The 20877-nt window shown below is 42.7% G+C and carries 19 protein-coding genes, 1 rRNA gene and 1 riboswitch; of the genes, 19 read left to right on the top strand and 1 reads right to left on the bottom strand.

Annotation, left to right across the window (positions count from 1 at the left end; all coding sequences use genetic code 11):
• The 14 genes from rrf to purD form a co-directional block, all read left to right on the top strand.
• Positions 1–104, top strand: a 5S ribosomal RNA gene (gene rrf / locus ACFRAK_RS11155); the annotation flags it as partial.
• A gap of 534 nt (positions 105–638) precedes the next feature.
• Positions 639–839, top strand: a complete 201-nt coding sequence (locus ACFRAK_RS11150) for an NETI motif-containing protein (RefSeq protein WP_260288214.1) — start codon at positions 639–641, stop codon at positions 837–839.
• 74 nt (positions 840–913) lie between these two features.
• Positions 914–1015: riboswitch (purine riboswitch) on the top strand.
• Between the two features lie 168 nt (positions 1016–1183).
• Positions 1184–1672, top strand: a complete 489-nt coding sequence (gene purE, locus ACFRAK_RS11145) for a 5-(carboxyamino)imidazole ribonucleotide mutase (RefSeq protein ID WP_098370632.1) — start codon at positions 1184–1186, stop codon at positions 1670–1672.
• Positions 1656–2816: a 5-(carboxyamino)imidazole ribonucleotide synthase gene (gene purK, locus ACFRAK_RS11140; RefSeq protein ID WP_387601606.1), complete on the top strand. Its 1161-nt coding sequence runs from the start codon at positions 1656–1658 to the stop codon at positions 2814–2816. The genes purE and purK overlap by 17 nt, the downstream gene beginning before the upstream one ends.
• On the top strand, positions 2813–4105 hold the full coding sequence (gene purB / locus ACFRAK_RS11135; RefSeq protein ID WP_076372692.1) for an adenylosuccinate lyase: 1293 nt from the start codon (positions 2813–2815) through the stop codon (positions 4103–4105). Before purK ends, purB begins: the two co-directional genes overlap by 4 nt.
• 104 nt (positions 4106–4209) lie before the next feature.
• Positions 4210–4929: a phosphoribosylaminoimidazolesuccinocarboxamide synthase gene (gene purC / locus ACFRAK_RS11130; protein WP_394571742.1), complete on the top strand. Its 720-nt coding sequence runs from the start codon at positions 4210–4212 to the stop codon at positions 4927–4929.
• Positions 4922–5176 carry a phosphoribosylformylglycinamidine synthase subunit PurS gene (gene purS, locus ACFRAK_RS11125; protein ID WP_034306118.1) on the top strand — a complete coding sequence of 85 codons (255 nt, stop codon included), beginning with the start codon at positions 4922–4924 and terminating at the stop codon, positions 5174–5176. The genes purC and purS overlap by 8 nt, the downstream gene beginning before the upstream one ends.
• Entirely contained in the window at positions 5173–5859 is a 687-nt protein-coding gene (gene purQ / locus ACFRAK_RS11120) for a phosphoribosylformylglycinamidine synthase subunit PurQ (RefSeq protein WP_289323477.1), read from the top strand. Before purS ends, purQ begins: the two co-directional genes overlap by 4 nt.
• Positions 5843–8065 carry a phosphoribosylformylglycinamidine synthase subunit PurL gene (purL, locus tag ACFRAK_RS11115; RefSeq protein WP_387704875.1) on the top strand — a complete coding sequence of 741 codons (2223 nt, stop codon included), beginning with the start codon at positions 5843–5845 and terminating at the stop codon, positions 8063–8065. The genes purQ and purL overlap by 17 nt, the downstream gene beginning before the upstream one ends.
• Positions 8050–9465, top strand: a complete 1416-nt coding sequence (gene purF / locus ACFRAK_RS11110) for an amidophosphoribosyltransferase (protein WP_192207627.1) — start codon at positions 8050–8052, stop codon at positions 9463–9465. Before purL ends, purF begins: the two co-directional genes overlap by 16 nt.
• A 42-nt stretch (positions 9466–9507) precedes the next feature.
• Positions 9508–10533: a phosphoribosylformylglycinamidine cyclo-ligase gene (purM, locus tag ACFRAK_RS11105; RefSeq protein ID WP_394571741.1), complete on the top strand. Its 1026-nt coding sequence runs from the start codon at positions 9508–9510 to the stop codon at positions 10531–10533.
• A complete protein-coding gene (gene purN, locus ACFRAK_RS11100) occupies positions 10533–11108 on the top strand; it encodes a phosphoribosylglycinamide formyltransferase (RefSeq protein WP_387601619.1) in 576 nt (191 codons plus the stop codon). Before purM ends, purN begins: the two co-directional genes overlap by 1 nt.
• Positions 11109–11126: 18 nt before the next feature.
• Positions 11127–12662: a bifunctional phosphoribosylaminoimidazolecarboxamide formyltransferase/IMP cyclohydrolase gene (gene purH / locus ACFRAK_RS11095; protein WP_387601622.1), complete on the top strand. Its 1536-nt coding sequence runs from the start codon at positions 11127–11129 to the stop codon at positions 12660–12662.
• A gap of 19 nt (positions 12663–12681) precedes the next feature.
• Positions 12682–13956, top strand: coding sequence for a phosphoribosylamine--glycine ligase (gene purD / locus ACFRAK_RS11090; RefSeq protein ID WP_394571740.1), 1275 nt, complete (start codon positions 12682–12684; stop codon positions 13954–13956).
• Positions 13957–14005: 49 nt separating this feature from the next.
• On the opposite strand, the gene ACFRAK_RS11085 is transcribed toward purD, so the two are convergent.
• Positions 14006–14272: a YgaP-like transmembrane domain gene (locus tag ACFRAK_RS11085; protein WP_260288220.1), complete on the bottom strand. Its 267-nt coding sequence runs from the start codon at positions 14270–14272 to the stop codon at positions 14006–14008.
• A gap of 147 nt (positions 14273–14419) precedes the next feature.
• On the opposite strand from ACFRAK_RS11085, the gene ACFRAK_RS11080 reads away from it, so the two are divergent.
• The 5 genes from ACFRAK_RS11080 (at position 14420) to pcrA (ending at position 20798) form a co-directional block, all read left to right on the top strand.
• Positions 14420–16165, top strand: coding sequence for an adenine deaminase C-terminal domain-containing protein (locus tag ACFRAK_RS11080; RefSeq protein WP_394571739.1), 1746 nt, complete (start codon positions 14420–14422; stop codon positions 16163–16165).
• Positions 16166–16208: 43 nt separating this feature from the next.
• Positions 16209–17246 carry a DUF3048 domain-containing protein gene (locus ACFRAK_RS11075; protein ID WP_394571738.1) on the top strand — a complete coding sequence of 346 codons (1038 nt, stop codon included), beginning with the start codon at positions 16209–16211 and terminating at the stop codon, positions 17244–17246.
• Positions 17247–17272: 26 nt separating this feature from the next.
• Positions 17273–17587, top strand: coding sequence for a YerC/YecD family TrpR-related protein (locus ACFRAK_RS11070; RefSeq protein WP_034306094.1), 315 nt, complete (start codon positions 17273–17275; stop codon positions 17585–17587).
• A 219-nt stretch (positions 17588–17806) separates the two neighbouring features.
• Positions 17807–18490 carry a heptaprenylglyceryl phosphate synthase gene (gene pcrB / locus ACFRAK_RS11065; RefSeq protein ID WP_394571737.1) on the top strand — a complete coding sequence of 228 codons (684 nt, stop codon included), beginning with the start codon at positions 17807–17809 and terminating at the stop codon, positions 18488–18490.
• Positions 18491–18551: 61 nt separating this feature from the next.
• On the top strand, positions 18552–20798 hold the full coding sequence (pcrA, locus tag ACFRAK_RS11060) for a DNA helicase PcrA (RefSeq protein WP_387704873.1): 2247 nt from the start codon (positions 18552–18554) through the stop codon (positions 20796–20798).
• Positions 20799–20877 lie beyond the last annotated feature (79 nt).

The following is a 20877-nucleotide window of genomic DNA, read 5'->3' as shown; positions in this document are numbered from 1 at the left end:
AGCGAAGAGGTCACACCCGTTCCCATTCCGAACACGGCAGTTAAGCTCTTCAGCGCCGATGGTAGTTGGGGGTTTCCCCCTGTGAGAGTAGGACGCCGCCAAGCCATTTAAAAGATCAGCCATCCGGCTGGTCTTTTTTTGTATAGATATACTTTCAGCTATCAGGGAGAAGTGAGGTGGTTTAACATCTAGTCAGACGTGTAGAGTAATCTAGAGGGCCTGAAACGAGATATCGTTAAACCCGCAGACTATTAATTTCGACCTATCGTTAACACTTGAATTGAAATAATTCATGAGAGCAAGTTACGAATATGTACCGATCATGGAGCAATGGTTAATTTCATGAATCAGGCTATAGTAATTCAGAGGGAGAGAAGGGTAGGATAAATAAAGGGGATGCATAATTTATAAGCGAAGGGCTTTAACGGAAGACAGGGATATCATAATCCGAGGCAATAGTGAATTTCTATTATGATGAAATCGGTTTTATTGAGATGCATTCTTGTCTTTACTTGTTCCTTTCATTATACTAGGAAGAATTTGTTGTTGATGAAGAACTTACTTAATATTGATAATAATGCAAGTTGATTGCTAAGGAAGAAGACAGACAAAATAGAATTATGGAAGGGGTCGGTATTGTGAGTAAAAAGAGTAAGGAAAGGTTTGAAGTCATCGAGGGCGAGTCGATCGATGCATGTTTAGATCGGATTAAAGCGGCAGGATACTTTCCTGTAAGGCGAACCGAGGAGCCTATCTTTGCCGAAAGAATTGAGAATGGCAAAGTCCAATATGTGCCAGTTGATCGGAAAATTGTATTCGAAGCAAAATTAATTGAGTAAAACACGAACGTTTAATTAATATGATGTGAAAATATTCGATTTTAACTTGACATTAAAATGGCCGGAAGGTAATATGAAGTTACATTAATACATCTCATATAATCATGGGGATATGGCCCAAAAGTTTCTACCTGATGACCGTAAATCATCGGACTATGAGAAAAGCATCTGACTATTTCGGAAACTAGCCAAGTCTTTTTGCACTTTTTCAAAAAGGCTTTCTTTTCCGGACAGGTTGCTTTCTCGATGAGGAAGCAACCTGTCCGGTTTTTTTATTAGATAATGATAAGCGTCCGTCTACATACTCGGGACGCCATAATATGAGTGTTGGAGGGAAAGATGATATGAAACCGCAAGTTGGGGTTATTATGGGAAGTGTCTCGGATTGGGAAACGATGAAATACGCTTGTGAATCATTGGAACAGCTTGAGATTCCCTATGAAAAAAGAGTCGTTTCCGCCCACCGGACGCCGGATTTACTATTTGAATATGCAGAGAGTGCAAAAGAGAGAGATATTAAAGTGATTATTGCCGGAGCAGGCGGGGCTGCACATCTTCCAGGTATGACCGCAGCTAAAACGATTGTCCCTGTGATAGGCGTTCCAATACAGTCGAAGGCATTAAATGGGATGGATTCGTTATTATCGATTGTTCAAATGCCTGGTGGCGTACCGGTTGCAACGGTCGCGATCGGAAAAGCGGGCGCAGTCAATGCCGGTTTGTTTGCGGCTCAAATATTAGCAGCTTTTGATTCTGACATTGCTGATAGGTTAGAGGCTTTACGAAACGAAACCAGAGAAAAGGTGTTACAGAGCAGTGAACAACTTAAATAATACAGTCATTTTACCGGGACAGACCATAGGAATAATCGGCGGTGGGCAATTGGGCAGGATGATGGCCTTATCGGCTAAGGCATCTGGCTTTAAAATTGCGGTCCTTGAGCCGACTGCAGAAGGTCCATGTGCTCAAGTGGCGGATATAGAAATCACTGGTGCTTATGATGATATCGAAGCATTGAAAAGATTAGCTGAGGTCAGTGATGTCATAACTTACGAGTTTGAAAATATCAGTTCAGCAGCCTTGGATTGGTTAAAGCAACATGCATATCTTCCACAGGGCTCAGAATTATTGAAGCTGACACAGGATAGATTGACAGAAAAAAAAGCCATATCTGATGCAGGTGCCTCCGTTGCTCCATATCAGGAAATACAGGATATTTCAGAAATTTACCTTCATATAGAGAAAATAGGGTACCCTAGTGTGTTAAAAACGACGCGGGGCGGTTATGATGGAAAAGGGCAGTTGGTCATTAAGGAAGAAGCCGATATCAAAAAGGCTGAATCCCTGCTCAAAACAGGTAAATGTGTGCTGGAAGCCTGGATTCCTTTCGTAAAAGAAATCTCCATTATCGTGACGCGCAAGGCAAATGGCGGGGTAAGTCATTTTCCGATTGCGGAAAACATTCATATTGAAAACATTCTTCATAAAAGTATTGTTCCCGCCCGTATTAGTCAACAAGCTGAACGGAAAGCTATTAATGAAGCTTTGCAGCTTGCAGAGAAACTTGATTTGGTGGGGACATTGGCAGTCGAGATGTTTTTAACCGCTCAGGATGAGATCATCATTAATGAATTAGCGCCAAGACCTCATAACTCAGGCCATTATACAATGGAAGCATGTGAGACTTCACAGTTCGAACAGCATATTAGGGCTGTCTGCAATTGGCCGCTCGGAAATACGGCGTTATTGAAGCCTGTGGTAATGATAAACATCCTTGGTGAGCATATCGGACCCTTAATGGATGAAATTCCGACGCTTTCAGATTGGAAGGTCCATCTATACGGTAAGAAAGAAGCCAAGCTTAAGCGGAAAATGGGTCATGTGAATATTTTACGTCCAACGATCGAGGAAGCTCTTTTGGAAAGTGATCGAAGCAAAATATGGAATCAACAGGTTGAAACGGAGGAAGTAAAATGATTGAACGTTATACCCGCCCAGAGATGGGAAACATTTGGACAGAAAAGAACCGCTTTAATGCGTGGTTGGAAGTTGAAATCTTAGCTTGTGAAGCATGGTCTGAGCTAGGTGTCATTCCAAAAGAAGATGTGAAGCTTCTTCGTGAAAAGGCCACATTCGATGTGGACCGTATCAATGAAATCGAAAAAGATACACGCCATGATGTTGTTGCTTTTACACGTGCGGTTTCTGAAACGTTGGGTGAAGAACGGAAATGGGTCCATTACGGACTGACTTCCACTGATGTGGTGGATACAGCTCTTTCATATGTGATTAAGCAAGCGAATGAGATCCTTGCCAAGGATTTAAATAACTTCGTGGAGATCCTGAAAAATAAAGCGAAAGAACATAAATACACGGTTCAAATGGGACGTACACATGGAGTTCATGCTGAGCCGACCACTTTTGGGTTGAAACTGGCTCTTTGGTATCAAGAAATGAAACGCAATGTCGAACGTTTTGAAGAAGCAAGAAAGAACATAGAAGTTGGGAAAATCTCTGGAGCTGTCGGAACTTACGCAAACATCGACCCGTTCGTTGAAAAATTTGTTTGTGAAAAGCTTGGTCTTGAAGCAGCGCCAATTTCAACACAAACATTGCAGCGCGATCGCCACGCACATTATATGAGCACATTGGCTTTAATAGCGACATCAATTGAAAAGTTCGCAGTGGAAATTCGCGGCCTGCAAAAAAGTGAAACACGCGAAGTGGAAGAATTCTTTGCAAAAGGACAAAAAGGTTCTTCGGCAATGCCTCATAAACGGAATCCAATCGGTTCTGAAAATATGACGGGCATGGCTCGTGTAATCCGCGGTTACATGATGACAGCATATGAGAATGTGCCATTATGGCATGAACGTGACATTTCACATTCTTCTGCTGAGCGCATCATCTTGCCGGATGCAACGATCGCATTAAACTACATGCTGAACCGATTCAGCAACATAGTGAAGAACTTGACTGTATATCCAGAAAATATGAAACGCAATATGGACCGTACGCTTGGATTGATTTTCTCACAACGTGTACTGCTTTCCCTTATCGATAAAGGACTTGTCCGCGAAGAAGCCTATGATACGGTTCAGCCGAAAGCGATGGAGGCATGGGAGCTTCAAGTTCCATTCCGAAGCCTGATCGAAAAGGATGATAAAATCACAAGCTTGCTTACGAAAGAAGAACTTGATGATTGTTTCGATCCTACACATCACCTGAAAAATGTTGATGTAATCTTTGATCGTTTAGGTTTATAAAAAGTGAAGGCGGCAAACATGGCACCTCTAAACGGTGATATGTTTGCCAAGCCTGAACAATGGCAGGAAAATTCATAATATTCACAATGTGGGGGTCTGGACAGATGGAAAAACGAGAATTGTTGTATGAAGGAAAAGCGAAACAGATTTTTGCAACGGACAACAGTGAAATAGTATGGGTGGAATACAAGGATTCGGCAACAGCGTTCAATGGTGAGAAGAAGTCAGAGATTGCCGGAAAAGGTAAGTTGAATAATCAAATTACTAGCTTACTATTTTCAAAGCTTGCCCAAGAAAATATCCCGTCCCATTTTATTGAAATGCTTTCCGACCGGGAGCAGCTAGTAAAGAGGGTATCCATCATTCCGCTTGAAGTCGTTGTCAGAAATACGGCTGCCGGCAGTTTTTCTAAAAGGACTGGCATTGAAGAAGGCCAGCCGCTAAAGAAAACGCTGATTGAGTTTTACTATAAAGACGATGAACTCGGCGATCCTCTGTTAACGGAAGACCATATTGAAGAATTGGAACTTGCAAGCGAGGAAGATGTAGCGATTTTAAAAGAAAAAGCACAAGAAATCAGTATTGTCTTAACTTCCTTCTTTAAAGAGTTGGACATTAAATTGATTGATTTTAAATTAGAGTTCGGTAAAACCCAGAATGGAGACATTTTGCTGGCAGACGAAATTTCACCTGATACTTGCCGATTATGGGATATTAACACGAACGAAAAGTTAGACAAAGATGTATTCCGCCGTGATTTAGGAAGTTTAACAGATGCTTACGAAAAAATACTAGCAAAGTTGGAGGGCACTCAACATGTATAAGGTTAAGGTATATATCACACTACGCGAAAGTGTACTAGATCCACAGGGAGCAGCAGTGCAACAATCACTTCATAGTTTAACGTATAACGAAGTTAGCGATGTTCGTGTGGGGAAATACATTGAACTTACAATTAAAGATACGGATCGTGATTTAGATCAACTTGTGAAGGAAATGTGTGAAAAACTTTTGGCCAATACGGTAATTGAAGCTTACCGTTATGATGTTGAGGAGGTTATCACCCAATGAAATTTGCTGTCATAGTTTTCCCTGGTTCCAATTGTGATGTCGATATGTACCATGCGATAAAGGATGCACTGGGGGAAGAAGTGGAGTATGTTTGGCACTCTACAGACAATCTAGATCAGTATGATGGGATTCTCCTTCCAGGAGGTTTCTCTTATGGAGACTATTTACGCTCTGGAGCAATTGCACGATTTTCGAATGTAATGGCCGAAGTCGTAAAAGCGGCACAAGCAGGAAAGCCTGTCTTGGGTGTCTGCAATGGATTTCAGATTTTACTTGAAGCAGGGCTTTTACCTGGAGCGATGCGCCGTAATGAAGGCTTGAAATTCATTTGCCGCAATGTAGGACTGAAGGTTGAAAATAATCAATCGATGTTCACGACAGGATATGAAGTAAATGAAACGATTACGATCCCGGTTGCCCATGGTGAAGGGAATTACTACTGCGATAATGAGACATTGGCTGAATTAAAACGAAATAACCGCATCCTGTTCACGTATGATGGTGAAAATCCAAACGGAAGCTTGGAACAGATAGCGGGAATTACAAATGAACAAGGAAATGTCCTCGGAATGATGCCTCATCCCGAACGTGCTGTTGATTCGCTGCTTGGCAGTAAAGACGGCTTAAAGATTTTTCAATCCATCGTGAAAAACTGGAGGGAATCACATGTTATTACAGCTTGAACCAAGTCCGGAAAAAATTAAATCGGATCGTTTGTACGCAACTATGGGACTATCCGATGATGAATTTGCAATGGTGGAGAAAATCTTAGGCAGACTGCCGAATTATACGGAAACTGGATTGTTTTCAGTAATGTGGTCAGAGCATTGTTCCTACAAAAATTCGAAACCCATCTTAAGGAAGTTCCCGATTACAGGGGAGAAAGTGCTGCAAGGTCCTGGTGAAGGAGCAGGTATCGTTGATATCGGTGACGATCAGGCTGTCGTTTTTAAAATTGAAAGTCATAACCACCCTTCGGCAATAGAACCTTATCAAGGTGCTGCTACTGGTGTCGGCGGAATTATCCGTGATGTCTTCTCCATGGGTGCCCGTCCAATTGCGATGCTGAACTCGCTTCGCTTTGGTGAGTTAGATAATGATCGCGTGAAATATTTATTTAAAGAAGTGGTTGCCGGGATTGCAGGATACGGGAATTGTATCGGAATTCCGACTGTCGGAGGAGAAATTCAATTTGATCCATCGTATGAAGGGAATCCTCTAGTCAATGCCATGTGTGTAGGTTTGATCGATCATAAGGACATTAAAAAGGGCCAAGCGCATGGAGTGGGCAACACAGTGATGTATGTGGGTGCCAAAACTGGACGTGATGGAATCCATGGAGCAACATTTGCATCTGAAGAGCTTTCAGAGTCTTCAGAAGAAAAACGGCCTGCCGTACAAGTAGGCGATCCTTTCATGGAGAAACTGCTTCTAGAAGCCTGCCTTGAATTAATTCAAAATGATGCCCTTGTCGGTATTCAGGATATGGGAGCAGCGGGTCTTACAAGCTCATCTGCCGAGATGGCGAGTAAAGCTGGATCAGGAATAAAAATGAATCTTGATTTGGTACCGCAGCGTGAAACGGGAATGACAGCATATGAAATGATGCTTTCTGAATCACAAGAGCGGATGCTGATCGTTGTAACTAAAGGACGCGAACAGGAAATAGTTGACTTGTTTACAAAGTATGACCTAGAAGCGGTTGCTGTTGGAGAAGTAACGGATGACAAAAATCTAACACTTTCCCATCAAGGTGAAATCGTTGCGGAGGTTCCGGTTGATGCATTGGCTGAAGAAGCTCCAATCTATCACAAGCCATCTGCAGAACCGCAATATTTCCGTGACTTCCAAAGCATGAAGGCTGAAGTTCCAGCAATTGGAGATTACAAAGAAACATTGGTTTCACTATTGAAGCAACCGACAATTTCGAGTAAGGAATGGGTCTACGACCAATATGATTACATGGTCCGCACGAATACAGTCGTCTCACCTGGATCGGATGCGGCCGTAGTACGTGTACGGGGTACGAATAAGGCCCTTGCCATGACGACGGATTGCAACTCCCGCTTTATTTATTTAGATCCTGAAACAGGTGGCAAAATCGCAGTGGCTGAAGCTGCACGTAACATCATTTGCTCGGGTGCAGAGCCTTTGGCGATTACGGATTGCTTGAATTTTGGGAATCCAGAAAAACCTGAGATATTTTGGCAATTGGAAAAAGCGGCAGACGGTATGAGTGAAGCTTGCAGAAGCTTAAGTACTCCTGTAATTGGCGGAAATGTCTCCCTTTACAATGAAACGAATGGTGAAGCGATTTATCCGACACCTGTAGTTGGGATGGTTGGTCTTGTCAGTGACCTTCAGCACATCACTACACAAACATTTAAAAATGAATCCGATTTGATTTACGTGGTCGGCGAAGCGAAGGTTGAATTTGGAGGCAGTGAATTACAGAAAATGCTTGAGGGTAAAATCTTTGGGTGCGCTCCAGAACTTGATTTGGCCATTGAACAAAAACGTCAGCAGCAAATTCTAACTGCAATCCAAAAAGGACTTGTTGCATCAGCCCATGACCTTTCGGAAGGCGGTTTGGCAGTGGCTTTAGCTGAATCTTTATTCGGGGCTAGCAAACTTGGGGCAAAAGTGAATATATCCGGCGAACCGGTATCCGAATTATTCAGTGAAACGCAATCACGATTCTTACTGTCCATCAAACCTGAAAACCAAGCGGCATTTGAAGCACTTGTTGAAGATGCGATATGCATAGGTTCGGTAACGGCTGATAATAAATTAGTCGTGGAGACAAGCAGTGATAGCAAAGTATTGGAAGCGGACGTTGAAGATTTACAAACAGCTTGGAAGGGAGCCATACCATGCTTGCTGAAATAAGAAGCTTAAACGAAGAGTGTGGTGTTGTAGGAGTCTGGGGACATCCCGATGCTGCACAGCTTGCTTACTACGGTTTGCATAGCTTGCAACATCGTGGTCAAGAGGGAGCAGGCATCGTCGTGACGGATGGTGAGCAGATGTCCATCTCTAAGGGCGAAGGACTTGTCACAGAGATATTCACTGCTGAAAAAATGCAGGCACTTTCCGGTACCGGAAAAGCGGCAATCGGCCATGTCCGTTATACTACGGCAGGCGGCGGCGGGTATCAAAATGTTCAGCCTTTCCTGTTCAATTCGCATACAGGAGGGCTGGCACTTGCCCATAATGGGAATATCGTCAATGCCCATCAGTTAAAAGCACAGCTTGAAGGACAGGGAAGCATTTTTCAAACGACATCCGATACGGAAGTTCTGGCACATCTGATTAAACGCTCCGGCTACTCGGATGTTAGAGATTCCGTGAAGAACAGCTTAAGCATGCTGAAAGGGGCCTATGCCTTTGTCATCATGACCGAAAACCAAATGATCATGGCAAGAGATCCGCATGGCTTCCGTCCACTTTCCTTGGGGAAAATAGGCGATGCATATTTCGCTGCATCAGAAACATGTGCACTCGATATTGTAGGTGCAGAATTCATCCGCGATATTGAGCCGGGTGAACTTGTTGTCATTAATGATGAGGGAATCACATCCGAGTACTTTTCGCTTTCCAGTCAACAGGCAATGTGTACGATGGAGTACGTGTATTTTTCCCGTCCGGATAGCAATATTGATGGGATCAATGTCCATACGGCACGAAAAAATCTTGGCAAGCAAATGGCACTGGAAACCAAAATTGAAGCAGATGTAGTTACAGGTGTACCTGATTCCAGCATTTCGGCAGCGATTGGCTATGCTGAAGCTGCAGGCATTCCCTATGAAATGGGTTTAATAAAAAATCGGTATGTTGGACGGACGTTCATTCAGCCATCACAAAGTCTGCGTGAACAAGGCGTGAAGATGAAACTATCACCTGTAAGAGGGGTAGTGGAAGGTAAGCGGGTCATAATGGTTGATGATTCAATTGTCCGTGGGACAACGAGCAGAAGGATTGTCCGCATGTTAAAAGATGCCGGGGCGAAAGAAGTGCATGTAGTAATCAGCTCACCACCGATCAAGAATCCATGTTTTTATGGCATAGACACGTCTAAAAAGGAAGAACTGATTGCGAGTTCTAAATCGGTGGAGGAAATAAGGGAAATCATCGGTGCCGATTCCTTAACTTTTTTAAGTGTCGAAGGTATGGTCGAAGCAATTGGAAGACCGTTTCCTGGAGAAACGCGCGGTTCATGCCTAGCTTGTTTCACCGGAAATTATCCGACTGAAATTTTTGAATACGAACGAGAAAAAACAAAATGTTAATCAAGTCGGCAATGATGATTGATTTTCGGAGGAGGATTTCAAATGGCTAATGCATATAAACAGGCTGGTGTGGATATTGAGGCTGGTTATGAAGCGGTAAATCGAATGAAAAAACATGTAAAGCGCACATTTCGTCCAGAAGTAATGAATGGTCTGGGCGGTTTCGGCGGCATGTTTGATTTATCTTCCTTGAACCTTAAAGAACCTGTGCTCATTTCAGGTACGGATGGAGTGGGTACAAAACTTTTGCTGGCGTTCATGATGGATAAACACGATACAATTGGAGTGGATTGTGTAGCTATGTGCGTCAATGATGTTGTCGTACAAGGTGCTGCACCTTTATACTTTTTAGATTATATTGCCTGCGGTAAAGCAGATCCCGAACGAATTGAAATGATCGTCAAAGGAATTGCAGATGGCTGTGAGCAGGCGGGCTGTGCTTTAATCGGCGGAGAAACGGCTGAAATGCCTGGCATGTACGAGACGGAAGAATACGATGTTGCAGGTTTCACTGTTGGTGCCGTTGAAAAATCACGTCTAATTACTGGTGAAGAAATCTCGGCGGGTGACGTCGTTATTGGACTCGCTTCAAGCGGCATCCACAGTAATGGATATTCCCTTGTTCGTAAAATCCTTCTTGAAGACTCAGGCATGGGGCTTCATGACTTCGTACCGGAACTGGATTGCAAGTTGGGAGAGGAATTATTAAAACCGACAAAAATATATGTGAAGTCCATTTTATCGACGTTGGAACAATTTGAGGTCAATGGTCTTGCCCATATCACTGGTGGGGGATTCATCGAGAATATTCCGCGTATTCTTCCTGAAGGATGCGGTGTTGAAATCGAGCTCGGAAGCTGGGAAATTCCAACTATATTCTCATTCCTTGAAGAAAAAGGGAACCTTGTACAAGGGGAAATGTTCAATATCTTCAATATGGGAATCGGAATGACGGCAGTCGTGAAAAAAGAAGTGGCATCCGGTGTGCTAGCTCACCTACGTTCTTGCGGTGAAGAAGCCTCGGTTATTGGAACGGTAGTGGATGGAAATGGAGTGTCGTTCAAATAATGAAACGCCTTGCTGTCTTTGCATCAGGTAACGGTAGTAATTTTCAATCAATTGCTGAAGCAATAAAAAGTGGAAAGTTAGAGGCGGAAATCTGTCTTGTCGTTTGCGATCGTGAAGACGCATATGTGCTTGAGAGAGCTATGCTTGAGAATATTGATTCTTTCTCCTTTTCAGCGAAGAATTACTCGAATAAGATTGAGTATGAATCGGAAATCCTCGAAAGACTTCGCCAGTATGAGATAGAATTCATCATTCTGGCTGGTTATATGCGTTTGATCGGTCCGACTTTATTACAAAAGTATTCACAGAGGATTGTGAACATCCACCCTTCACTTCTGCCTAATTTTCCAGGCAAGGATGCAATTGGCCAGGCTTTTGATGCCGGAGTGAAGGAAACGGGGGTAACTGTTCATTATGTCGATGATGGAATGGACACAGGACCGGTCATTGCCCAAAAGGCAGTGCCAATTCTTGAGGGGGATACGAAAGATATCCTTCAAAAAAGGATTCAGGAAATGGAGCATGACTTGTATCCGTCAGTTTTGCGGGAGCTATGCCACAAGAAACTTACTTAATGGAGGGACCAACATAACATGAAGAAACGTGCATTAATTAGTGTATCGGATAAAACAGGTATCGTAGAATTTGCTCAAGGTTTAATTGAAGCAGGTTTTGAAGTCATTTCTACAGGCGGTACCAAAAAAACGCTGCAGGATAATGGTATTGAGGTAATTGGAATCAGTGACGTCACCGGTTTCCCGGAAATTTTGGATGGACGTGTTAAAACACTCCACCCGAATGTCCATGGAGCAGTGTTGGCAAAACATGATGACAAAAATCACGCAGCACAGCTTGCAGAGCATAATATTGAACCCATTCAACTTGTCTGTGTGAACCTATATCCATTCCAAGCGACTATTTCCAAACCGGAAGTCACTGTGGAAGATGCTATTGAAAACATCGATATCGGTGGACCGACAATGCTCCGTTCTTCTGCTAAAAACCACGAATATGTGACTGTTATCGTTGATTCCAATGATTATCCTAACGTATTGGCTGAGCTGAAACAAAATGGCGGAGTATCAAAAACCACGAATCGCCGCCTGGCTGCAAAAGTTTTCCGCCATACAGCAGCATATGATGCCGTTATTTCAGAGTATATGACAGAGCTTGCCGATGAAGAAAATCCTGAATCATTGACTGTTACCTTTGAATTGAAACAGTCGCTTCGTTATGGGGAAAATCCACATCAAAAAGCCGCATTCTATAAAAAACCGCTTGGTTCCGTTTTCTCAATTGCAGAAGCGAATCAACTACATGGAAAAGAACTTTCATACAACAACATTAATGATGCTGATGCAGCACTTCAAATCGTTAAAGAATTCAATGAGCCGGCTGCAGTTGCAGTCAAACATATGAATCCTTGCGGCGTCGGTGTCGGTGCGACCATTTTGGAAGCATTTGAAAAAGCTTATGAGGCAGATGCCACTTCCATTTTCGGTGGGATCATCGCATTGAACCGTGAAGTTGACAGGGCGACTGCTGAAAAACTTCATGAAATTTTCCTTGAAATCATCATTGCCCCTGGGTTTACACAAGAGGCAGTGGAAGTATTGACAAGCAAGAAAAACCTTCGTTTATTAACGATCGATTTCGATGCGGTTAAAAAGCCTGAGCGTAAATTGACATCCATTGAAGGCGGATTACTTATTCAAGATCGGGATGCACATAGCTTAAAGGATGCAGAGATAAAGGTGGCAACGAAACGTGAGCCTACCCCTGAAGAGTGGAAAGCCATGGAACTTGGCTGGAAAATCGTGAAACATGTCAAGTCGAATGCAATAGTGGTTTGTAACGATCAAATGACATTAGGTGTTGGTGCAGGTCAAATGAACCGTGTGGGAGCTGCAAAAATTGCCCTGGAACAAGCTGGGGAAAGAGCGACAGGAAGTGCATTGGCATCAGATGCTTTCTTCCCAATGGATGATACCGTAGAAGCGGCAGCGAAAGCGGGCGTCACGGCAATCATTCAGCCTGGTGGATCTGTTAAAGATGAGGATTCAATCAAGAAAGCTGATGAATATGGGATTACGATGGTGTTTACAGGAATTCGTCACTTTAAACATTAATCAAAAATGAGGTGCGATAATGAATGTACTAGTAATTGGCCGGGGCGGCAGGGAGCATGCCATAGCCCGCAAACTATTTGAAAGTAAACGGGTCGGGACAGTTTTTGCAGCACCGGGAAATCCAGGGATGACTGATATAGCGACTCTTGTTCCGATTGATGAAAACAATCACGGAGATTTGGTTGCCTTTGCCAAGCAGAATGCAGTTTCATTAACTGTGATCGGGCCCGAAACCCCATTGTTGAATGGACTTGCCGATGATTTTACGGAGGCAGGATTACAGGTATTTGGCCCTAATGGCCGTGCTGCAGTCATCGAGGGAAGTAAATCCTTTGCTAAAGATTTAATGAAGAACTACAGCATTCCGACAGCAGAATATGAAACATTTTCCGATTATGATTCAGCAAAGGCATATATCGAAAAAGTTGGTGCCCCCATCGTCATAAAAGCGGACGGTTTGGCTGCAGGAAAAGGTGTCGTAGTTGCCATGACGATGGAAGAGGCGTTAGACGCCATCCATGATATGCTAGTCGGGGCAAAGTTCGGGGAAGCATCTGCTAAAGTCGTTATTGAAGAATTCCTTGATGGCGAGGAATTTTCATTGATGGCATTCGTTAATGGGGAAAAAGTGTATCCGATGGTCATTGCTCAAGATCATAAGCGGGTTTTTGATGGTGATCAGGGTCCGAACACAGGTGGAATGGGTGCATATTCACCAGTGCCGCAAATTTCCGATGAAATGATTCAGACCGCAGTCGAAACAATTCTTAAGCCCACGGTAAATGCGATGATTTCGGAGAATCGGAGTTTTACAGGTATATTATATGCCGGGTTGATTGCTACCGATAAAGGCACGAAAGTCATTGAGTTCAATGCCCGTTTTGGCGATCCGGAAACGCAAGTTGTTTTACCGCGCCTAAAAACAGATTTCGTAGATGCGCTTGAAGCTGTTCTTTCTGGAGAGGATTTAGAACTTGAGTGGCATGAAGAAGCTGTTCTTGGGGTGGTCGTCGCAGCTGATGGATATCCAGGGGAATATAAAAAGGGTTCTATTATTAATGGCTTGGAAAAGATTGATCAGAATGCCCATGTTTATCATGCTGGAACGGCCCTCGATAGTGAGGGGAATTTCATCACGAATGGCGGACGTGTACTTCTGGTTGCTGCAAAAGGGAAAGATTTGGCCTCTGCCCAAGCTGAAGTATATAAAGAGTTGGGACATATTGAGAAAGACGGCTTATTCTGGCGAATGGATATTGGCTACCGTGCAATAAAATACAATTTTTCATCATAATATAAAGAAGCTGACTCTAAGCGGAGTCAGCTTCTTCTTTAGAAAAAACTTAATAGTGATCAGATTGATTAGATTCATGTCCCTGTTTTGGTTCATTTGTCGTTAAGTTTTGTCTGTTTTCCATCGCATCGACGACAGGGCAATAGCGGAGTATGCCTTCGCCTATTTTCATGGCAGAAAGCATGACCACGAATATATAAGATTGGTTTTTCCATGGTTTTTTCACCATTTTAGCCATAGCCCATGTTAGCAATGTAAAACCACAGGTAATTCGCATTAACGCATTTATTATACTGATATTTTGTTTAAACTTCACTTTAAGTCCATCCCTTCACAAAAATTTAACAATAATCTGGTTAACATTACTGTTCTAATGAGGCAAGTATGTTACTATGAAATAAAATTGGATTGAAAATGGTTTTTTTTCATACATCTGTTTCTATAAAATTATGGGGGAATGTTTATGCTTGAACAGCGCTATAGATGGAAAAATAAACATCTAAGAGAACATATAGATGTGCTGGATGGCAATAGGGCACCACACATTCTGCTTAAAAATACGACTTATTTAAATCAGGCTTTACGAAAATGGGTAAAAGCGAATATATGGATATATGATGACCGCATCGTATATGTTGGCGATAAGCTTCCTGATAATATAGACCGCTGTGAAACGGTAGACTGTACAAACCAGTACTTAGTCCCGGGTTATATTGAGCCGCATTCACACCCTTCTCAATTATATAATCCCCTTTCTTTTTCACGTTATGCATCTCATTTCGGCACAACGACATTGATCAATGATAACTTGCCGTTTTTATTGCAGTTGGATAAAAAGAAAGCGTTTTCTCTTTTGAAAGAATTGCGTAACATTCCTGTAACAATGTATTGGTGGAGCCGTTTTGACGGACAAACGGAATTGATCGATGAAGACATGGTCTTTTCCCATGGGGCCGTTAAATCATGGCTGGAGCATGATGCCGTATTACAGGGCGGGGAACTGACTGGATGGCCGAAGCTTCTCGATGGGGATGACATGATGTTGCACTGGATTCAGGAAGCAAAGCGAATGAGGAAGAAAATAGAAGGACACTTTCCAGGTGCTTCAGAGAAGACTTTAGCAAAAATGACCTTGTTCGGCGCCGATTGTGATCATGAGGCAATGACAGGTGATGAAGTCATGTCGCGCTTGCTGCAGGGCTATTATGTATCGTTAAGACATTCTTCGATCCGGCCGGATTTACCGAAGATGATACAGGAAATCCATGAGCTGGGCATCGATCAATATGACAAATTCTTTTATACGACAGATGGATCGCCGCCATCCTTTTATGAAGGTGGTTTCATAGACTGCTTGATCAAAATAGCAATAGAAAATGGCGTTCCGGTCATCGATGCATACAATATGGCAACAATCAACATCGCACGATATTATAACATTGAATACCTTCATGGCAATATTGCCACAGGAAGGGTAGCGAATATCAACTTCCTGACCGATGTAAAGGAACCTGCACCGGTTTCGGTAATGGCAAAAGGGAAATGGGTTAAAAGGGATGGTGAGATCATTCCGGATCAACAGGAAATCCAATGGAGTGATTTCGATTTTAAACCACTTGATCTTGATTGGGATCTTAGTTTAAAGGAAGATTTTGAATTTTCCATGCCATTTGGGATTGAATTGGTCAATAATGTAATTACGAAACCGTACTCCCTTGCAAATGATGTTGGGTATGAAGAACTGAACTTTGAGGATGATGAATGCTTTTTCATGCTTATCGATCGTGAAGGGAAATGGCGCATCAATACGATATTAAAAGGGTTTGCAGACAAATTGTGTGGCTTTGCTGGCTCTTATACAAATACAGGTGATATCATACTAATCGGTAAAAGGAAAAAGGATATGCATTTGGCATTTAACCGGCTGAAGGAAATCGGCGGTGGAATCATTTTAACCGAACAAGGCAAGGTGATTCATGAACTTCCTCTGAAATTAAAGGGAGTCATGTCCACCAAGGAGGTTCCTGAACTGATAGATGAAGAAAATGAATTGAAGCATTTGCTGCGAGAGAGAGGTTATCGCTTCGCCGATCCTGTGTACACCCTTTCATTCTTTTCGACAACCCATCTGCCATATATAAGGCTAACCCAGCGAGGAGTATATGATGTAATGAATAAAACTATACTCTTTCCCACTATAATGCGTTAAAATATAAGAGAAGAAATGGCTAATAAATCAGAGGAGTGGAAAGATGAATTTTAAGAGAGTTCTTTTCATGGTTATTGCTATTTTACTGCTGGCAGGCTGTTCTACGAAAGAAGATCCTGCATCGGATGACAGTAAGCCGAAAGACCAAGCTGTCATCAAAAATACAGATGTGAAAAATGAACCTTCCAATGAGTTTCCACTTACAGGTATAGCCACCGATACAGGCAGTGATCGAAGGGCTGCAGCAGTGATGATTAATAATCATCCGGAAGCACGCCCACAATCGGGCCTCTCAGAAGCCGATATGGTCTACGAAATGCTTGCAGAAGGTGACATAACCAGATTTTTAGCTATCTTCCAAAGTGAAATGCCAAGCCAAATCGGTCCGATTCGGAGTGCAAGGGACTATTATATCGAATTGGCTAAAGGCCTTGATTGCATCTATGTCTGTCATGGGAATAGCCCCGAGGCAAAAACCATGCTGGACAAAGGGTATATTGATAACTTGAACGGATTATATTATGATGGTACTTTGTTTCAACGTTCGGCAGATAGAAAAGCACCGCATAATTCCTACACCACCTTTGAAGATATCCAAAAAGGTGCGAAGGAAAAGGGGTATGAGTTGAATGGTGCACCGGAGCCTTATGCCTTCCTTACAAAGGAAGAGGCGGCTGGCCTTCAAGGGGAACCGGCATTGAAAACCGAGGTTTCCTACGGATCAGACGAGTATGATGTTCAGTATGAATACGAAGTCACGGAAGAGAAATATAAACGTTATTCGAATGGAGAGCAAACAGTCGAACATAAATCGAGTGAACCTATTTTACTGGATAATATATTGATCATTGAGGCTGCTCATCAAGTGATCGACGATAAAGGGCGTCGTAAAATCGACTTGAAAAGTGGCGGAAAAGGTTATTTACTTCAAAAAGGAAAAGCGAATGAAGTAGAATGGGTTAATAAGGATGGTCGGATTATACCAGTGAAAAACGATAAAGAGGTAGGGTTGATTCCAGGGAAAACTTGGGTCAATATTATTCCGGATGAACCTGGTTTAGTAGGAGACGTCTCATTTTGATACCCATGAAATTGAGGGGGAGTAACATGCAAATTGATAAGTTGAGAGGAAAAGAAACGGATCAGCTGTTTAAGTCGATCCTTTCCTTGCGTGATTTGGACGAATGCTATCGATTTTTTGATGATTTATGCACGGTTAATGAAATTTCATCACTGGCACAGCGTCTTGAAGTAGCCCGCATGCTTGAAGAAGGGAAAACCTATCATAAAATCGAAACGGAAACGGGTGCAAGCACGGCTACGATTTCCAGGGTCAAACGCTGCTTGAATTACGGAAATGACGCTTATTCCATGGCTCTTAACCGTATTAAGGATAACGTCGAGGAAACAACTGAATCTTAATTCTTTCGATTATAATAAAAAGCCGGGAATTCATTTCCCGGCTTTTTACTTTGAGTCCAGCACTTTCTTTGCCGGCTGTCTTTCAGCCGTATCCATGTTATATTGGATTTTAGATTCAGAGGTTCCATTTGGTAATAACATTTTATCGATACTTCTCTTTTTTAATGAAAAATCTTAATGCTATAATGGTGTAATGGGAAGTGTGAATGGAGGATTATAATGTACGATTTTCGCGAGTGGAAACATGTTTTTAAACTCGATCCAAATAAAGAAATAAGTGATGAAGCCCTTGAAAAAGTTTGTGAATCCGGTACCGATGCAATAATGGTCGGGGGAACGGATGGAATCACGCTTGAGAATGTGCTTCATTTAATGGCACGTGTGAGACGATATACCGTCCCATGTGTGATGGAAATTTCTTCTGTTGAAACGGTGACGCCAGGTTTTGATTTATATTTCATTCCGAGTGTCCTGAATAGTACCAACCCGGATTGGACGATGAAACTGCATCAGCAAGCAGTCAAGGAATACGGATACCTTTTGAATTGGGATGAAATTTTCGTTGAAGGGTACTGTATCCTGAATCCTGAGTGCAAGGCGGCCCAATTGACGAAAGCCAATACCGATTTGGATATGGATGATGTGGGTGCATACGCGATGATGGCGGAAAAAATGTTTAACCTGCCGATTTTTTATTTGGAATACAGCGGTGATTACGGCGATGTCCAGATGGTGGAAGCGGCCAAAGAGAGTTTGGAGGATACCGTACTATTCTATGGCGGCGGTATAAAATCGGTTGAACAAGCCAAAGAGATGTCTAAGATTGCGGATGTCATCGTTGTCGGCAATGTGATTTATGAAGATTTGAAAGTGGCACTTGCAACAGTTTCGGCAGTTAAATGAAAACATGTAAAAAATATAGTATACTAAAACAGAAACGAATGTTCGTATAGGTGGTGTGATAATGCAATATTTAGCGGAAAAATTACTAATAGGTTTGAATGAACAGCAACAAAAAGCAGTGAAATCAACTGATGGCCCACTTTTAATCATGGCTGGGGCAGGAAGTGGAAAGACGCGTGTGCTGACTCACCGAATAGCTTACTTGATGGTCGAGAAGGAAATAGCGCCTTGGAACATCCTTGCAATCACGTTCACCAACAAGGCGGCACGTGAGATGAAGGAGAGGATCCGTGCCATACTAGGCGGTGCATCCGAAGATATCTGGATTTCGACTTTCCACTCGATGTGTGTCCGAATTTTACGAAGAGATATTGACCGTATCGGATTTAATAGGAACTTCTCGATATTGGATACGACGGATCAGCAATCGGTCATAAAACAAATCATGAAAGATCGTAATATGGATACAAAGAAATATGATTACCGTGCCATTTTGGGCAGCATCAGTTCAGCGAAAAATGAATTGGTCGGGCCGGAAGAGTACCTGAAGACGGCGTCTGATTACTTCACTAAAGTAACTGCCGATGTATATACGGAATATCAAAAACGGCTGCGTAAAAATTCAGCGCTCGATTTCGATGATTTGATCATGATGACGATTCAATTGTTCCAGCTCGTACCTGAGGTGCTTGAATATTATCAGCGTAAATTTCAATACATTCATGTTGATGAGTACCAAGATACGAATAGGGCTCAATACATGCTTGTTAAACTATTGGCTTCACGCTTCCGTAATCTCTGTGTTGTCGGGGATTCCGATCAATCGATCTATCGTTGGCGCGGTGCGGATATTGCGAATATCCTTTCATTTGAAAAAGATTACCCGAATGCCAACATGATTTTCCTTGAACAGAATTACCGCTCGACGAAAAAGATTCTTGAAGCGGCGAATAAGGTCATCGATAACAATCAAAACCGGAAGCCGAAAAATCTTTGGACCGAGAATGCTGATGGCAATAAGATATTCTATTACCGTGCGGACAATGAACAAGGGGAAGCGCAATTTGTAGCCGGTAAGATAAATGAGTTAGTGCAGGCCGGCAGCAGGAAATATTCAGATATAGCAATACTTTACAGGACAAATGCACAATCACGTGTCATGGAGGAAGTTCTGCTTAAATCCAATATAAATTATGCAATAGTCGGGGGCACCAAGTTCTATGACCGTAAAGAGATTAAGGATTTACTTGCCTATCTTCGCCTTATTGCGAATCCTGATGATGACATCAGTCTCCGCCGTGTAATCAATGTACCAAAACGCGGAATTGGTGCAACTTCAATGGACAAAGTGGCAGATTATGCAGATCAATATGATGTTTCCATCTATAAAGCACTCGAATCCGTTGAAATGGCAGGGATAAGCGGGAAGGCTACCAAAGCGGCAAGGGAATTCCATACGCTGATCACTAACTATACAAATCAGCAGGAATATTTATCCGTAACGGAACTTGTGGAGGAAGTCATTAAGAAAACCGGTTACCGTGAGATGCTGCAGGCAGAAAAAACGATTGAATCACAAAGCCGGCTTGAAAATATAGATGAGTTTTTATCTGTTACGAAAGCATTCGAAGATAACAGCGAGGACAAATCATTGGTGGGCTTTTTGACTGACCTGGCGTTGGTTGCCGACATAGACCAACTTGATGAGAATTCCGAAGAAGCTACAAATACGGTAACGTTGATGACACTGCATTCAGCGAAGGGACTTGAATATCCGGTGGTCTTCCTATTGGGCCTTGAAGAAGGGGTTTTCCCTCACAGCCGCTCGCTTATGGATGAAGAGGAGATGGAAGAAGAACGCCGTCTGGCTTATGTGGGAATTACAAGGGCTGAAAATGAGCTATTCATAAGCAATGCCCAAATGCGGACATTGTATGGACGGACGAGCATGAATCCTGTTTCACGTTTCATTAATGAAATACCAGAGGAACTACTTGAAGACTTAAAACCGAAACCGGCTCCTAGAGCAAGGCAAACACCTTTCAGTTCTTCAAGAACCGGATCTCCTTCAACAGCTTCAACAAGAAAAGTGCCTGCCTTTGGAAGAGCTGTTTCTGCACCATCCGCAACGGGCGGTGAAGAAATCGGCTGGGCTGTCGGCGACCGTGCATCCCATAAAAAATGGGGTATAGGAACCGTGGTGAGCGTAAAAGGGGAAGGCGAAGGCAAGGAACTGGATATAGCCTTCCCAAGTCCAATTGGCATCAAACGCCTATTGGCGAAATTTGCACCAGTTGAAAAAGCATAAGCTATTAATATGCTTATACTGGTAAAGAATAGGGATATCTGACTTTAGACACCGCTCTTCTAAAAGAAGTGCGGTGGAG

It is taken from the genome of Peribacillus sp. NPDC056705 (assembly GCF_043656335.1).
The sequence above is the reverse complement of the archived record's forward strand: the minus strand, read 5'-3'. Positions and strand labels throughout refer to the sequence as shown.

Coding starts and splice junctions, on each gene's coding strand:
- purE (WP_098370632.1), top strand. CDS start 1,184: ATGAAACCGCAAGTTGGGGTTATTATGGGAAGTGTCTCGGATTGGGAA.
- purB (WP_076372692.1), top strand. CDS start 2,813: ATGATTGAACGTTATACCCGCCCAGAGATGGGAAACATTTGGACAGAA.
- purC (WP_394571742.1), top strand. CDS start 4,210: ATGGAAAAACGAGAATTGTTGTATGAAGGAAAAGCGAAACAGATTTTT.
- purS (WP_034306118.1), top strand. CDS start 4,922: ATGTATAAGGTTAAGGTATATATCACACTACGCGAAAGTGTACTAGAT.
- purQ (WP_289323477.1), top strand. CDS start 5,173: ATGAAATTTGCTGTCATAGTTTTCCCTGGTTCCAATTGTGATGTCGAT.
- purL (WP_387704875.1), top strand. CDS start 5,843: ATGTTATTACAGCTTGAACCAAGTCCGGAAAAAATTAAATCGGATCGT.
- purF (WP_192207627.1), top strand. CDS start 8,050: ATGCTTGCTGAAATAAGAAGCTTAAACGAAGAGTGTGGTGTTGTAGGA.
- purM (WP_394571741.1), top strand. CDS start 9,508: ATGGCTAATGCATATAAACAGGCTGGTGTGGATATTGAGGCTGGTTAT.
- purN (WP_387601619.1), top strand. CDS start 10,533: ATGAAACGCCTTGCTGTCTTTGCATCAGGTAACGGTAGTAATTTTCAA.
- purH (WP_387601622.1), top strand. CDS start 11,127: ATGAAGAAACGTGCATTAATTAGTGTATCGGATAAAACAGGTATCGTA.
- purD (WP_394571740.1), top strand. CDS start 12,682: ATGAATGTACTAGTAATTGGCCGGGGCGGCAGGGAGCATGCCATAGCC.
- ACFRAK_RS11080 (WP_394571739.1), top strand. CDS start 14,420: ATGCTTGAACAGCGCTATAGATGGAAAAATAAACATCTAAGAGAACAT.
- ACFRAK_RS11075 (WP_394571738.1), top strand. CDS start 16,209: ATGAATTTTAAGAGAGTTCTTTTCATGGTTATTGCTATTTTACTGCTG.
- ACFRAK_RS11070 (WP_034306094.1), top strand. CDS start 17,273: ATGCAAATTGATAAGTTGAGAGGAAAAGAAACGGATCAGCTGTTTAAG.
- pcrB (WP_394571737.1), top strand. CDS start 17,807: ATGTACGATTTTCGCGAGTGGAAACATGTTTTTAAACTCGATCCAAAT.
- pcrA (WP_387704873.1), top strand. CDS start 18,552: ATGCAATATTTAGCGGAAAAATTACTAATAGGTTTGAATGAACAGCAA.